Source organism: Paraburkholderia sp. CNPSo 3274 (assembly GCF_024206475.1).
Lineage (GTDB): Bacteria > Pseudomonadota > Gammaproteobacteria > Burkholderiales > Burkholderiaceae > Paraburkholderia.
Genome location: NZ_JAMBPR010000050.1, coordinates 34150 through 48021, shown reverse-complemented (window position 1 = coordinate 48021; position 13872 = coordinate 34150). Strand labels below are relative to the sequence as shown.

The 13872-nt window shown below is 66.1% G+C and carries 13 protein-coding genes; 8 read left to right on the top strand and 5 right to left on the bottom strand.

What is annotated here, in order from left to right; genetic code table 11:
• The first annotated feature begins 5 nt into the window (after positions 1-5).
• The 4 genes from thrC (at position 6) to M3I54_RS29090 (ending at position 3754) form a co-directional block, all read left to right on the top strand.
• Positions 6-1457, top strand: a complete 1452-nt coding sequence (gene thrC, locus M3I54_RS29105) for a threonine synthase (RefSeq protein WP_254342117.1) — start codon at positions 6-8, stop codon at positions 1455-1457.
• A gap of 297 nt (positions 1458-1754) precedes the next feature.
• Positions 1755-2981: a gephyrin-like molybdotransferase Glp gene (glp, locus tag M3I54_RS29100; protein WP_375542230.1), complete on the top strand. Its 1227-nt coding sequence runs from the start codon at positions 1755-1757 to the stop codon at positions 2979-2981.
• Positions 2982-2994: 13 nt separating this feature from the next.
• Positions 2995-3252: a molybdopterin converting factor subunit 1 gene (gene moaD, locus M3I54_RS29095; RefSeq protein ID WP_069267522.1), complete on the top strand. Its 258-nt coding sequence runs from the start codon at positions 2995-2997 to the stop codon at positions 3250-3252.
• Between the two features lie 19 nt (positions 3253-3271).
• A complete protein-coding gene (locus tag M3I54_RS29090) occupies positions 3272-3754 on the top strand; it encodes a molybdenum cofactor biosynthesis protein MoaE (RefSeq protein WP_254342115.1) in 483 nt (160 codons plus the stop codon).
• Between the two features lie 99 nt (positions 3755-3853).
• Here the strand turns inward: M3I54_RS29090 and M3I54_RS29085 are convergent, their stop codons facing one another.
• The gene (locus tag M3I54_RS29085; RefSeq protein ID WP_254342114.1) at positions 3854-4414 is read right to left on the bottom strand and encodes a group III truncated hemoglobin; all 561 of its coding nucleotides are present in this window, start codon (positions 4412-4414) and stop codon (positions 3854-3856) included.
• A gap of 210 nt (positions 4415-4624) precedes the next feature.
• On the opposite strand from M3I54_RS29085, the gene M3I54_RS29080 reads away from it, so the two are divergent.
• Both M3I54_RS29080 and clpB read left to right on the top strand, forming a co-directional pair.
• On the top strand, positions 4625-5125 hold the full coding sequence (locus M3I54_RS29080) for an Rrf2 family transcriptional regulator (RefSeq protein ID WP_254342113.1): 501 nt from the start codon (positions 4625-4627) through the stop codon (positions 5123-5125).
• 254 nt (positions 5126-5379) lie between these two features.
• Complete coding sequence (clpB, locus tag M3I54_RS29075) at positions 5380-7977, top strand: ATP-dependent chaperone ClpB (protein WP_254342112.1); 2598 nt, start codon at positions 5380-5382, stop codon at positions 7975-7977.
• A gap of 109 nt (positions 7978-8086) precedes the next feature.
• On the opposite strand, the gene M3I54_RS29070 is transcribed toward clpB, so the two are convergent.
• The 4 genes from M3I54_RS29070 to M3I54_RS29055 form a co-directional block, all read right to left on the bottom strand.
• Positions 8087-8587 carry a YidB family protein gene (locus M3I54_RS29070; protein ID WP_375542229.1) on the bottom strand — a complete coding sequence of 167 codons (501 nt, stop codon included), beginning with the start codon at positions 8585-8587 and terminating at the stop codon, positions 8087-8089.
• Between the two features lie 65 nt (positions 8588-8652).
• Positions 8653-9243 carry a helix-hairpin-helix domain-containing protein gene (locus M3I54_RS29065; RefSeq protein ID WP_254342110.1) on the bottom strand — a complete coding sequence of 197 codons (591 nt, stop codon included), beginning with the start codon at positions 9241-9243 and terminating at the stop codon, positions 8653-8655.
• A gap of 218 nt (positions 9244-9461) precedes the next feature.
• Positions 9462-11474, bottom strand: a complete 2013-nt coding sequence (locus M3I54_RS29060; protein WP_254342109.1) for a sigma-54-dependent Fis family transcriptional regulator — start codon at positions 11472-11474, stop codon at positions 9462-9464.
• Positions 11475-11678: 204 nt separating this feature from the next.
• Positions 11679-11936, bottom strand: coding sequence for a hypothetical protein (locus M3I54_RS29055; RefSeq protein ID WP_254342108.1), 258 nt, complete (start codon positions 11934-11936; stop codon positions 11679-11681).
• A gap of 15 nt (positions 11937-11951) precedes the next feature.
• On the opposite strand from M3I54_RS29055, the gene M3I54_RS29050 reads away from it, so the two are divergent.
• Entirely contained in the window at positions 11952-13019 is a 1068-nt protein-coding gene (locus tag M3I54_RS29050; RefSeq protein ID WP_254342107.1) for an NAD(+)/NADH kinase, read from the top strand.
• 49 nt (positions 13020-13068) lie between these two features.
• Positions 13069-13845 carry an SDR family NAD(P)-dependent oxidoreductase gene (locus M3I54_RS29045; RefSeq protein ID WP_254342106.1) on the top strand — a complete coding sequence of 259 codons (777 nt, stop codon included), beginning with the start codon at positions 13069-13071 and terminating at the stop codon, positions 13843-13845.
• Positions 13846-13872 lie beyond the last annotated feature (27 nt).

The window sequence follows — 13872 nt, the reverse complement described above, 5'->3', positions numbered from 1 at the left end:
GGGCTATGAATTACGTATCTACGCGCGGCGCGGGCGCCGGCGAGCATCATTCGTTTTCCGACATCCTGCTGGGCGGCCTCGCGCGCGACGGCGGCCTGTATCTGCCGGCCGAGTATCCGCGGATCAGCAAGGAAGAGCTCGCGCGCTGGCGCGGCCTCTCGTACGCGGATCTCGCGTTCGGGATCCTCTCGAAGTTCGCCGGCGACATTCCGGCCGACGACTTGCGCGACATCACGCGCCGCACCTACACGGGCGAGACGTACCGCAACGTGCGCCACGGCGAAGACGCGAGCAAGATCACGCCGCTCACCACGCTCGGCGAGGAAAACGGCGCGCAGCTCTCGCTGCTCGAACTCTCGAACGGCCCGACGCTCGCGTTCAAGGACATGGCGATGCAGCTGCTCGGCAACCTGTTCGAGTATACGCTCGCGAAGGCCGGCCAGGAACTGAACATTCTCGGCGCGACGTCGGGCGACACCGGCAGCGCGGCTGAATACGCCATGCGCGGCAAGAAGGGCGTGCGCGTGTTCATGCTCTCGCCGCACAAGAAGATGAGCGCGTTCCAGACGGCGCAGATGTTCAGCCTGCAGGACCCGAACATCTTCAACCTGGCCGTGGAAGGCGTGTTCGACGACTGCCAGGACATCGTCAAGGCGGTTTCGAACGATCACGCGTTCAAGGCGCAGCAGAAGATCGGCACGGTCAACTCGATCAACTGGGCGCGCGTCGTGGCCCAGGTCGTGTACTACTTCGCCGGTTACTTCGCGGCGACGCAGTCGAACGACGAGCGCGTCTCGTTCACGGTGCCCTCGGGCAACTTCGGCAACGTGTGCGCGGGCCATATCGCGCGCATGATGGGCCTGCCGATCGAAAAGCTCGTGGTCGCGACCAACGAGAACGACGTGCTCGACGAGTTCTTCCGCACCGGCATTTATCGCGTGCGCGGCTCGGCCGAGACGTATCACACGACGAGCCCGAGCATGGACATCTCGAAGGCGTCGAACTTCGAGCGCTTCGTGTACGACTTGCTTGGCCGCGATCCGGCGCGCGTGACGCAGTTGTTCCGCGACGTCGAGGAGAAGGGCGGTTTCGATCTCGTGGCGAGCGGCGACTTCGTGCGCGTCGAGCAGTTCGGCTTCGTGTCGGGCAGCAGCAGCCACGACGACCGCATCGCCACGATTCGTGACATCTACTCGCGCTACAAGACGATGATCGACACTCATACGGCCGACGGCGTGAAGGTCGCCCGCGAACACCTGCAGCCGGGTGTGCCGATGATCGTGCTCGAAACCGCGCAGCCAGTGAAGTTCGGCGAGACGATTCGCGAAGCGCTGGACCGTGAGCCGGAGCGTCCGGCGGCGTTCGAAGGCCTTGAGGCGCTGCCGCAGCGCTTCGAAGTCGTGCCTGCCGACGCCCAGCGCGTGAAGGACTATATCGCCGCTCACACGGCGGACTGATCTACGCAGCCGGGGCCGGATCTGCTTGCGGTCCTGGCGCGTCGACATCTCATCAGCTTTTACGCGGCGGCGGGTTGCTCGAATCCGGCCGCGGCAACGCGCCAGCCGATCCCGCGCACTCGCACGCATTGCGCGCCAGGGATATCCACGGCATACGGCACAGCGCGCCGATCACGCCGCTACAATAACGGCAGACCAACCGCTGCTGGCGGCTCGCCCGCCAAGTCCGAGACGACCTCGATGTCCACGCCTACGTCCCCGTCTTCCGCTGCGCCGGCACCCGCGCCGCGCGCGCCGATGCTCTCCACCGCCGACGCCCTTGCCGCGCTGCTTGCCGCGGCGAAGCCGCTCGCCGGCACCGAAACGATATCGACGTTCGACGCGCTGAACCGCGTGCTCGCCGCAGACGTCGTCTCGCCGCTCGACGTGCCGCCGATGAATACGAGCGCGATGGACGGCTACGCGGTGCGCGTGGCCGATCTCGCGCAAGGCAGCCGCCATCTGCCGGTTTCGCAGCGCATTCCCGCGGGCCACGCGCCACAACCGCTCGCGGCGGGGACGGCCGCGCGCATCTTCACGGGCGCGACGGTGCCGCCGGGCGCGGACGCCGTGGTGATGCAGGAGCAGACCGAGGCCGCGGAAGGCGCCGTCACTTTTCTGCACACGCCCAAGGCCGGCGAATGGATCACGGCGCAGGGCGCGGACATCCGCAAGAACACCGTGATCCTGCCGGCGGGCACGCGCCTTACGCCGGCAGCGCTCGGGCTCGCGGCGTCGGTTGGGTGCGCCGCGCTCACCGTCGTGCGCCGCGTGAAGGTCGCGGTGTTCTTCACGGGCGACGAACTGACGATGCCAGGCGAGCCGCTCAAGCCCGGCGCGATCTACAACTCGAACCGCTTCACGCTCACGGGCCTGCTGCGCAACCTCGGCTGCGACGTCACCGACTACGGCATCGTGCCGGACCAACTCGACGTCACGCGCGCGACGCTGCGCGAGGCGGCCGCCGCCCACGACCTCATCCTCACCTCGGGTGGTGTCTCGGTAGGCGAGGAGGATCACGTGCGGCCCGCCGTCGAGGCCGAAGGCCGTATCAACCTGTGGCAGATCGCCATGAAGCCGGGCAAGCCGCTCGCGTTCGGCGCGGTGCGTCGAGCGCAAGGGGCAACGGGCGTGGAAACCGGCGAGGCGTTCTTCATCGGGCTGCCGGGCAACCCGGTGTCGAGTTTCGTCACCTTTTTGTTGTTCGTGCGCCCGTTCCTGCTGCGACTCGCGGGCGCGACGCACGTGAGCCCGCGCGCGCTCTCGCTGCGCGCCGACTTCACCCAGACGAAGCGCGACCGCCGCAACGAATTTCTGCGTGCGCGCGTGAACCCGGCTGGCGGTCTCGACCTGTTCCCGAACCAGAGTTCGGCGGTCCTCACCTCCACGGTCTGGGGCGACGGTCTCATCGACAATCCGCCCAACCACGCGATCAGCGCAGGCGAGACCGTGCGCTTTATTCCGTTCACCGAATTGCTGTACTGAAAAGCCTCAAGCGATGAAGATCCAGTTGAAATTTTTTGCGAGTGTGCGCGAGGCGCTAGGCGTCGCGGACGAAACGGTCACGCTGCCTGACGCCATCGTGACGGTCGGCGACGTGCGCGGCTGGCTGCGTGCGCGCGGCGGTGTGTGGGCCGAGACGCTGGCGGAAGGCCGCGCGCTGCGCATGGCCTGCAATCACGTGATGACGGATCCGCGCACGCGTATCACCGAGGGCTGCGAAGTGGCGTTTTTCCCGCCTGTGACGGGCGGCTGAGCGCCACGGGAGACTCACGATGCCCGTGCGCGTACAAACGGAAGATTTCGACCTCACCACCGAGGTTGCGCAGTTGCGCGCGCGCAATCCGGCGATCGGCGCGGTGGCGTGCTTCGTCGGCACGGTGCGCGATCTGAACGACGGCAGCACGATCGCCTCGCTCGAACTCGAGCACTATCCAGGCATGACCGAGAAGGCGCTGGAGGCGATCGTCGAGGAGGCGCAGCGGCGCTGGTCAGGCATCGAGGTGCTGATCGTGCACAGGGTGGGCAAGCTCGCGCCGCTCGACCAGATCGTGCTGGTTGCGACGACCTCGAAGCATCGTGGCGACGCTTTCGCGTCCTGCGAGTTCGTCATGGACTACCTCAAGACCGAGGCGCCTTTCTGGAAGAAGGAAGAGACGGAGCAGGGCGCGCGCTGGGTCGATGCACGCGAGAGTGACGATACGGCGCTGGCGCGCTGGGGTGTGGCGTCGGGGAACGCTTCGCCGGAATCCAGCTAGGCGTTCGTCTTTCAGGGTGAAGCGACGGTTTTAGCTCACCCGTGCGTTCTCTAATGCAACTAACCGCCTATTCCGGCACCCCGCTGCAAGCAGATGTGCTCACTCTGCCGGCGTGCTCTCGTCGACATCCATCTGGCGGCCAACGAAACGGGCTGGAAACGGCTCGCCTGTCGGGCGCGTGGGTAAGTCATGGCCGTCCCCGGCGGGGCGCCTGCGCGGCGCTACGCGATCGAGAAGCGCCTGTTGCTCGGGCGGGATCGCGTAATCCCAGCCAAAGCGGCTCAATTGCAGGCTTTGCGCAATACGCAGCGCGGGTTCCATGAACTGCACCGCCGCCGCGGGCTCGTAGCGCCCCTGAACCGTATCGAGGAAGAGATAGAGCCAGCGGCTGAAATGCTGCGGCTCGACGCCTGGCACCGGATCGTGCGCCTGCTGCACATTGCCGCGGTAGCTCCTGGTGCCGACCACGAGGCTCGACCAGAAGCGGCACATTTTGGGCAGATGTTCGTCCCAGCGCCCGGCGAGCACGCCGTCGAACACCGGGCCGAGCATGGCGTCGCCGCGCACGCGGTCGTAGAACGCGTAGACGAGTTCGCGGATGTTCTCTTCAGTGGGCTGGGCGTGCAGCGCGGCGGCGGGGCGGGTGTCGGGGCGAATCATTTGGGGCCTGGGTGATACCTGGAGTGCCTGGCGTGTAGTCGGCGGCGGGGCGCCGGCACGATGCGGCCGTGAGCCGCATACAAGCCGCGAGGGACTGCGAAGTGACCATCGAAGTGGCAATCATACCCAGTCCAGGCAAAACCTGCATGCTACCTGCATGTTATTGTATGGGCTTCTGTCACCCACACCACCTCCGTCCCTGCCGCCGCCATGAGACTGACCGACTACACCGACTATTCGTTGCGCGTGATGTTGTATCTCGCGCTGCGTCGCGACAGCCTGGCCACGATCCAGGAGATTTCGGACGCCTATGGCGTTTCGAAGAACCATCTGATGAAAGTCGTGCAGCGCCTTGGTGAGCTTGGCTGGGTCGACACCGTTCGCGGGCGCAATGGGGGCTTGCGGCTCGCGCCGGCTTCGCTCGATCTGAGCGTCGGCGCGGTCGTCCGTCAGACCGAGAGCGACTTCTCGCTCGTCGGCTGCTTTCCGGACGAACATGGCGACCGGCGTAGCTGTGTCATCGAGCCGCAGTGCCGTCTCAAACACGTACTGGTTGCGGCGCGCGATGCGTTCCTCGCGGAACTCGACCGCCATACCATCGGCGAACTGGCGCAGCCGGCAGGCGAACTGTCCGGGCTGCTTGGCCTCGCACCTATCCAGTTCATGCCGCGTGCGCAAGCGGCTCGACCGGTGTCTTCGCGGGAGCATTGAAGGGCGCGTCAACGTCACCCCTTCGGTTTTTCTTCTCTCCTGAGCAGCGGCGCCCAGCCGTAGCGCTCTGCCTCGTGCGGCTGCGGTCGCGTCGCATTGTTTCCCCGTTTTGTCACGCCTCGGCAGGGCTTGCCGACGGCCGCTGCCCGTGCTCGAATCCAAAAAATCGGAAAAAATGACGCCAGAGCGCTTGAAACCGGCGTGTCCCCCCTCAAATTTGGTGACAGTCTAGAAATCTGGAGGTCTCGCATCCAATGAGAATCGACAAACTCACCACCAAGTTCCAGGAAGCCATCGCCGACGCGCAAAGCCTCGCGGTGGGCCACGATAACCAGTACATCGAACCCGTTCACCTGCTGGCTGCGCTCGTCGCGCAGCAGGACGGCTCCGCGCGCTCGCTCATGTCGCGTGCGGGCGTGCAGGTCCAGGCGCTGCAGAACACGCTCAACGACGCCATCAATCGCTTGCCGCAGGTGCGGGGCACCGACGGCAACGTGCAGATCGGCCGCGAGCTCACGGGTCTGCTCAATCAGGCCGACAAGGAAGCGCAGAAGCTCAACGACACGTATATCGCGAGCGAGATGTTCCTGCTCGCCGTTTCCGAAGACAAGGGCGAAGCGGGTCGTCTCGCGCGCCAGCACGGCTTGACGCGCAAGGCGCTCGAAGCGGCGATCGTCGCGGTGCGCGGCGGTGCGCAGGTGCACACCCAGGACGCCGAGAGCCAGCGTGAAGCGCTCAAGAAGTACACCGTCGATCTGACCGAGCGCGCGCGTTCGGGCAAGCTCGACCCCGTGATCGGCCGCGACGACGAAATCCGCCGCTCGATCCAGATCCTGCAACGCCGCACCAAGAACAATCCGGTGCTGATCGGTGAACCGGGCGTGGGCAAGACGGCCATCGTCGAAGGCCTCGCGCAGCGCATCGTCAACGGCGAAGTGCCCGAGACGCTCAAGGGCAAGCGTGTGCTCTCGCTCGACATGGCCGCACTGCTCGCGGGCGCGAAATATCGCGGCGAGTTCGAGGAGCGCCTGAAGGCCGTGCTCAGCGACATCGCCAAGGACGAAGGGCAGACCATCGTCTTCATCGACGAAATTCACACGATGGTCGGCGCGGGCAAGGCCGAAGGCGCGATGGACGCGGGCAACATGCTCAAGCCGGCGCTTTCGCGCGGCGAGCTGCACTGCATCGGCGCGACCACGCTCGACGAATATCGCAAGTACATCGAAAAGGACGCCGCGCTCGAACGCCGCTTCCAGAAGGTGCTCGTCGATGAACCGTCGGTCGAGGCGACCATCGCGATCCTGCGCGGCCTGAAGGAGAAGTACGAGCTGCACCACGGCGTGGAAATCACCGACCCGGCGATCGTCGCGGCGGCGGAGCTGTCGCATCGCTACATCACCGACCGTTTCCTGCCGGACAAGGCCATCGACCTGATCGACGAAGCGGCTTCGAAGATCAAGATGGAAATCGATTCGAAGCCGGAAGCGATGGACAAGCTCGATCGCCGCTTGATCCAGCTGAAGATCGAGCGCGAGGCCGTCAAGAAGGAGAAGGACGAAGCGTCGCAAAAGCGTTTGCAGCTGATCGAGGAAGAGATCGACCGACTGAGCCTCGAATATAAGGACCTCGAAGAGATCTGGACCACCGAGAAAGCCGCGGTGCAGGGCGGCGCGCAGATCAAGGAAGAGATCGACCGCGTGCGCGCGGACATCAATCGCTTCCAGCGCGAAGGCAAGCTCGAGAAGGTTGCGGAACTCCAGTACGGCAAGTTGCCGGAACTCGAAGCGCAGCTCAAGCAGGTGACGCTAGCCGAGGCGAACGAGCAGAACAACCCCACACGTTTGCGCTTGCTGCGCACGCTCGTGGGCGCCGAAGAAATCGCGGAAGTCGTGTCGCGTTCGACCGGCATTCCCGTTTCGCGCATGATGCAGGGCGAGCGCGAAAAGCTGCTGCAGATCGAAGATAAGCTGCATGAGCGCGTGGTGGGCCAGGACGAGGCCATTACCGCTGTTGCCGACGCGATTCGCCGCTCGCGCGCCGGTCTCTCGGACCCGAACCGGCCGTATGGCTCGTTCCTGTTCCTCGGGCCGACGGGTGTGGGCAAGACCGAGCTGTGCAAGGCGCTGGCGGGCTTCCTGTTCGATTCGGAAGATCATCTCATCCGCATCGACATGAGCGAGTTCATGGAGAAGCACAGCGTGGCGCGTCTGATCGGCGCGCCGCCGGGATACGTGGGCTATGAAGAGGGCGGCTATCTGACCGAGGCCGTGCGTCGCAAGCCGTATAGCGTGATCCTGCTCGACGAAGTCGAAAAGGCGCACCCGGACGTGTTCAACGTGCTGCTGCAAGTGCTCGACGACGGCCGCATGACCGATGGCCAGGGCCGCACCGTCGACTTCAAGAACACCGTGATCGTGATGACGTCGAACCTCGGTTCGCACCTCATTCAAGCGATGGCGGGCGAGCCGCAGGAAGCCGTGAAGGACGCCGTGTGGAACGAAGTGAAGCAGCAGTTCCGCCCCGAGTTCCTGAACCGGATCGATGAGGTCGTGGTGTTCCATGCGCTCGATCGCTCGAACATCGAATCGATTGCGAAGATCCAGTTGCAGCGTCTGCGCGAGCGACTGGAGAAGCTCGACATGGAGCTCGTAGTGTCGGACGACGCGCTGAGCCAGATCGCCAAGGTCGGTTACGACCCGCTATTCGGCGCACGGCCGCTCAAGCGCGCGATTCAGCAGGAGATCGAGAACCCGGTCGCCAAGCTGATCCTCGCGGGCAAGTTTGGACCGAAGGATGTGATTCCGGTCGGCGTGCACGACGGCAAGTTCGTGTTCGAGCGCGTGGTGCACTAAGGCGAGTAGCAAGATTCGGGTGAGACGCGTGCCGCGAGGCGCGCTTAGCCGAAACGAAAAGGGCAGCGGAGTGATCCGCTGCCCTTTTTTCATTCCCGCAAAGAAGCGCTTACGCCTGCTTGTTGCCGCCGCCAAACAGCGAGGCAAGCCCGCCCAGCGTGCCGAGCACGCTCTCGGTGTTGATCTGGCCGCCTTGCGGCACTTCGCCGTTCGGCGTGCCCGCGTTGACCACGTGCGGCAGCACCTGGGCCAGCAGGCCGCTCACCTGGTCGGGCTGCATGCCGACCTTCTGCGCGAGACCCGAGACGACGTCCGAGCCGAGCACGTTGTGCAGTTGCTCCGCCGAAACAGGCTGGTTCTCGCCGTTGCCGACCCACGACTGCACGACGTCGCCGAGGCCGCCTTGCTGGAACTTCTCGATGAGGCCATTCAGCCCGCCGGGCTGGTTGTTGACGAATTCCATCGCCGTGGCGAGGAGCTGGGCCTGGCCGCCGCCTTGCTGTTGCGACTGCGAACCGAGCAGGGAACCGAGGGTATCTAGCAGACTCATGACGATCTCTCTGAGTGATGGCCGCGACGGGGGACGCGGCCGGTAAGTCGGACGGCGCACGTGGAGGCGGCGCCGCGTTTTCGAGGTCCGACGCACGGCTTGCGCGCGCCGGACGATGGCGGCAATCAGGCGCCGGAAGCGGCCGCGGCGGAAGCGGCCTTGTCCTTCTTCGACTTCTTGGGCTTTTTCGCCTTCGTATCGGATGCCGTGGCCGGCGCAGCCGCAGCGGAGCCCGCCGCGGGCGCGCTTGCAGCCGCGGCTGCCTTGTCCTTCTTGCTCTTGTGCTTCGACTTGCCCGCAGCCGTGTCCGAGGCGGCTTGCGCAGTGGTCGCGGCCGCCGGCGTCTGCGCCGTCATCGGATTGGCCGTGGTAGCAGCGGGTGCGGCGCTCGTTGCAGCGGCGCTCTTGCCGCTCTTCGCGCTAGCCGTCTTGCCCGCTGGCGGTGCGGAGGAGCCGTTGACCGTGAGCCCCGCCGCCTCGAGGTTCTGCACCGACTTCGGACCAATGCCCTTGACGCGGCTCACGAGGTCGTCGGCGTCCTTGAACGGGCCGTTCTTCGTGCGTTCGTCGATGATCGCCTTGGCGTGGACGGGGCCGATGCCCTTGACCGATTCGAGCGCGGTTTCGTCGGCGGTGTTCACTTCCACGGCTGCGGCGAGCACGGCAGACAGCGAGAGGCCGATTGCGAGGAACAGCATCAGCAGCTTCTTGAGCATGGCAATCACTCCATTGAGGGCATTTCAGTGAGCCGGGAACGGACGACGCATCCAGCAACGGGGGCTGCGGTACAAGAATAGGCCAGATGGCGTATCCGTGGATCGCGAGCGCTCGATTTATACCGGTCGATGTGTGGCAAGTAAATCGCGCCGCACGATATTTAATACTTCTGTGCAATTTGGCGACGCGAAACGCGCGGCTGTCGGCGCAATCCGGCTCAAGCGCCATGCGGCCCGACGATGCCGAGCTTTGCAATGCGCCGGTAGAGCGTCGCGCGCGAGACGCCTAGCGCCTGCGCGGCGGCGTTCGGACGCCAGCGGTGCGCCGTGAGCGCGGCGACGATGCGTGCGCGCTCATCTTCGTCGCAGAGTGGCGACGTTGGCGGGATGCCGGCTGGGGAGCCGGACGCGGCAGGCGGTGCGAGTTGCGGCAGGCTCGCCGCGAGGTCGGCGCTCAGGTGCCGCGCTTCGACCCGCACGGTGTCGCATACGGCGCATGCGTAGCGCATCGCATTGCGCAGCTGCCGCAGGTTGCCGGGCCACGCAAACGCCGCGAGCCGCTGCGCGAGCGTGGCGTCGAGCGCGAGCGGGCGGCCTGCGGCTTGCGCTTCTTCCGCGAATACCATGTCGATGAGCATCGCGATGTCGCGCCGCTCGCGCAGCGGCGGCAACGTGAGTACCGCACCGCTCAAGCGATAGTAGAGATCGTCGCGGAATGCTCCCGCGCTGGCCATTTGCGCGAGGTCCCGGTGCGTTGCGCAGACCACGTCGATGTCGACGCGCACCGGCGTCTCGCTCCCAAGCGGCAGGACTTCGCCCTCGGCCAGCACGCGCAAAAGGCGGGTCTGCAGCGCGAGCGGCATGTCGCCGATCTCGTCGAGAAAGAGCGTGCCGCCGTCGGCCATTGCGAGCTTGCCGCGCGCGCCGTGGCGGCGCGCGCCCGTGAATGCGCCCGGCGCATAGCCGAACAGTTCGCTCTCGATCAGCGACTCGGGCAGCGCCCCGCAATTCACCGCGATGAATGGGCGATTGCGTCGCGCGCTGGCGTCGTGAATGGCGCGAGCGAACACTTCCTTGCCGGCGCCGGTTTCGCCGAGCAGCAGGATCGGCAGGCGCTTGCCCGCCACGCGCTGCGCGATGCGCGCGTTCTCGGCCACGCGCGCGTCGGCGCTGCGCAGGAAGGGGCCGAGCGCGCTGCGATCGTATTCGTGCGCGTCGGTGGCGTCGCGCCGCAGCGGCATGGCGCCATGCGCCGTGCTGGCGCCGCCGCTGTGGCCGCTACGTGCGCTGTGTCCGCCGTAAGCGCTGGCCCCGAGCGGCGCGCGAATGCGCGCATACAACATCGAGCCGTTCGCGCGCAGGCGCAGTGCCGCGATGGTCTCGATGCGCCCGATGTCACGCAACTGCACGTGCGACGAATCGAAGATCTCGTCGATATGACGCGGGCCGTCCAGGCACGGCATGCATTCGCGCGCGCGCCGGTTCGCGGCGACCACGTTGCCGTTCTCGTCGAAGGCGATCAGCAGCTCGGGCTGCGCTTCCACGTAATTGCGATTCTGGTGACCGAAGAGTATCCAGCACGACGCGAGGCGATGCAGGAAATAGCCGTCTTCGATGAGCGTGGCGCTCTGGCGCACGAGCTGGTTGACGATGCGCTGGCTCTCGCGATTGTCGGGCGACTGCACGGCCGACGCATCGAGTACGCCAATCAGCTCGCCGCCCGGCGCGAAGATCGGCGCGGCGCTGCACGTGAGCGTCGTGAACGCGGCGCGGAAATGGTCGGTCTTGTGCACCGTGATGGGCGCAAGATCGGTGAGCACGTTCGCGATGCCGCAGGTGCCTTCCTCGCTCTCGGACCAGCACGAGCCGATATAGAGCCCCGCGTGCTTGAAGTCGTTGCGGCGCTCGCGGTCGAGGCGGTAGTCGATAGTCACGCCGTGCGCGTCGGTCAGCATCACGCAGTAATCGGCTTCGCGCACCATGTCGTGCAGTCGCGTGAGGCATTGGCCCGAGGCACGCAGAAAGGACTCCTCGCGGTCGCGGATCTCGCGCAGTTCGGCGGCGCTCAGCACGCGCGGGCCGATTACGGAGCCGGGGTCCAGCTGATAGCGCTCGAACGAGCGCTGCCACGACGAGACGAGGCGCGGCGAATCGGACGGCGCGGGCAGCCGGCCTTCTACGGCGCCACGCACGCGCTCGGCGTGCCGGGTAGACGCAAGGGCGTAGGGCATGAGCGGTTCCAGACGGTGGCTTGCGGTGAGCGTCGGGGTAACGTCGGGTTACGTCGGACCGGAAAGCGTTCGGCGGGAGTCTTTTGTAGCACATCCTTTGCGCGCGATCACACCGCAGCGCAGCATGCGAGACGGCTGAGACGATCGTCTCAGCCTGTCGTGTGCCGTGTTCCGGTGCGGTGGACAGGAGCGCTCGGTGGCGGCTCAGGCAGGCCACGCGGGGCCTTGCGCGTTTTCCATCGCGCGGGCGGCTGGCGGTGCGATCGGCGCGTTGCCCACGCGAGACGGCGGCTGAGACGCCGCGCGCGACGCCAGCGCGGCAGGCGACACGCCGCGCAATTGCCGCGGAAGCCCGCCGCGCGGCCTTCCGTGCTGATCGATCGCGTCATCCACGTCATTGGCATGACGCTTGCAGAGTCTGCTGGCAAAAGCGGCGCACGGCAATTCACGGTGCGACGCCATGAGGAGACAAGATCCGTGACGACACCCGTGACCGTAGGCGTGATCGCGAACCCCGCATCGGGCCGCGACATCCGCCGTCTCACTTCGCATGCATCCGTCTTTCCCACGGCCGAGAAGGCGAATATGGTTGTGCGCCTGCTCGCGGGCCTGGGCGCGCTGGGCGTGGCGCGCGTGCTCACGTTGCGCGACAACACCGGCGTGGCCGCGCTGCTTCTGCGCGCCATCGAGACGCACGCGGCCATCGCCGCGCACGAGCCCTGGCCCGAGGTCGTGTTCGTCGATCTGCCCGTGAGCGAAAGCGTTGCCGATACGTATGCCGGCGTCGATCACATGGTGCGTGAGGAGGTCGCGCTGATCGCGGTGCTGGGCGGCGACGGCACCCATCGCGCCGTTGCGGCGCATTGCGGCGCGACGCCGCTGCTCGCGCTTTCCACCGGTACCAATAACGCCTTTCCCGAATTGCGCGAAGCCACCGTCGCGGGCCTCGCAGGCGCGCTCGTCGCGACCGGCGCGGTGCCCGCCGAGTCGGCGCTCTCGCGCAACAAGCGGCTCGTCGCGCGCTGCGTGGAAGGGCCCTCGCGCGGGCGCGAAGAAATCGCGCTCGTCGACATTTGCCTGGCGCGTCAGCCGTTCATCGGTGCGCGTGCGATTTCGGAGAGTTCGGATATCGAATCACTTTTTCTGACCTTTGCACCGCCCGACGGTATCGGTCTCTCGTCGATTGGCGGGGCATGGGCGCCGGTCGGGCGCGATGCGGCACACGGCCTGCATATGACGTTCACTCAGGCGGGCGCGCCCGAGCACGGCGGCGCGGGCGTGCCGTTGCTCGCGCCGATTGCGCCGGGCCGGGTCGAGCGTCTGACGATGCGCACCTGCCAGCGCCTCGAAGTCGGCGTGGCGCTGCCGCTCGAAGCGGGCCACGGCACGCTCGCGTTCGACGGCGAGCGTGAGATCGAACCCGCGCGGGGCGACCGTTATGAAGTGACGCTCGACTGGCACGGTCCGCTGACCGTCGATGTCGCGCGTACGCTGCGTTACGCGGCGTCGCATCAGTTGTTGCGCGAGGCCGCCGCGCGCGCGTAGCGATTTGGCTTGCTTCCTCCACGCGTAACCGAAAGAAGGAGACATCGGCATGGACACACCCTTGAAAGGCCAGGTCGCGATCGTGACCGGCGGCGCGCGCGGCATCGGCCGCGGTATTGCGCTCACCCTCGCGCAAGCGGGCGCGGACGTGCTGCTCGCGGATCTGCTCGAAGAACCCCTTGCAGCGACTACGGAAGAGATACGGGCGTTAGGCAGACGCGCCTCCTTTGCCAAGGTCGACGTCACCCAGGCCGTCCAGCTCGAAGGGATGGTATCGCAGGCGCTCTCGGAATTCGGTGGCCTCGATATTCTCGTGAACTGCGCCGGCGTGATTTCCATTAATCCGGTCTCCGAATTAACGGAGCGGGACTGGGACTTCGTAATGGGCGTCAACGCGAAAGGCGTGTTCCTCGGCTGCAAGGCTGCATTGCCGCATTTCCGGACGCAAAAGCGCGGGCGAATCATCAACGTCGCTTCGATCGCGGGCAAGGAAGGGTTCCCGAATCTCGCGCACTACAGCGCCTCAAAATTCGCGGTGGTCGGCTTCACCAACGCGCTCGCCAAGGAAGTCGCGCGCGAAGGCATCACCGTGAATGCGATTTGCCCTGGCATCGTGCGCACTTATATGTGGGACCGGCTATCCGACGAATGGAAAACAGAAGGCGAGAGCGTCGAAGAGTCCTGGCAGCGCCATCAACTCACGCTGATCCCGCAGGGCCGCGCGCAAACGCCTGAAGACATGGGGCGGCTCGCCCTGTTCTTCGCGACGATGGACAACGTCACGGGCCAGTCGGTGAACGTCGACGGCGGTTTCACTTTTCATTAGGAGCAGGGCATTTCCCGCAGCAGGCTA

Excerpts from the sequence above, each read along its gene's own strand:
- M3I54_RS29090 (WP_254342115.1), top strand. The coding sequence starts at position 3,272 with ATGCCCGTGCGCGTACAAACGGAAGATTTCGACCTCACCACCGAGGTT.
- M3I54_RS29085 (WP_254342114.1), bottom strand. The coding sequence starts at position 4,414 with ATGATTCGCCCCGACACCCGCCCCGCCGCCGCGCTGCACGCCCAGCCC.
- M3I54_RS29065 (WP_254342110.1), bottom strand. The coding sequence starts at position 9,243 with ATGCTCAAGAAGCTGCTGATGCTGTTCCTCGCAATCGGCCTCTCGCTG.
- M3I54_RS29045 (WP_254342106.1), top strand. The coding sequence starts at position 13,069 with ATGGACACACCCTTGAAAGGCCAGGTCGCGATCGTGACCGGCGGCGCG.
- M3I54_RS29080 (WP_254342113.1), top strand. The coding sequence starts at position 4,625 with ATGAGACTGACCGACTACACCGACTATTCGTTGCGCGTGATGTTGTAT.
- clpB (WP_254342112.1), top strand. The coding sequence starts at position 5,380 with ATGAGAATCGACAAACTCACCACCAAGTTCCAGGAAGCCATCGCCGAC.
- thrC (WP_254342117.1), top strand. The coding sequence starts at position 6 with ATGAATTACGTATCTACGCGCGGCGCGGGCGCCGGCGAGCATCATTCG.
- M3I54_RS29060 (WP_254342109.1), bottom strand. The coding sequence starts at position 11,474 with ATGCCCTACGCCCTTGCGTCTACCCGGCACGCCGAGCGCGTGCGTGGC.
- M3I54_RS29055 (WP_254342108.1), bottom strand. The coding sequence starts at position 11,936 with ATGGCGTCGCACCGTGAATTGCCGTGCGCCGCTTTTGCCAGCAGACTC.
- moaD (WP_069267522.1), top strand. The coding sequence starts at position 2,995 with ATGAAGATCCAGTTGAAATTTTTTGCGAGTGTGCGCGAGGCGCTAGGC.
- glp (WP_375542230.1), top strand. The coding sequence starts at position 1,755 with ATGCTCTCCACCGCCGACGCCCTTGCCGCGCTGCTTGCCGCGGCGAAG.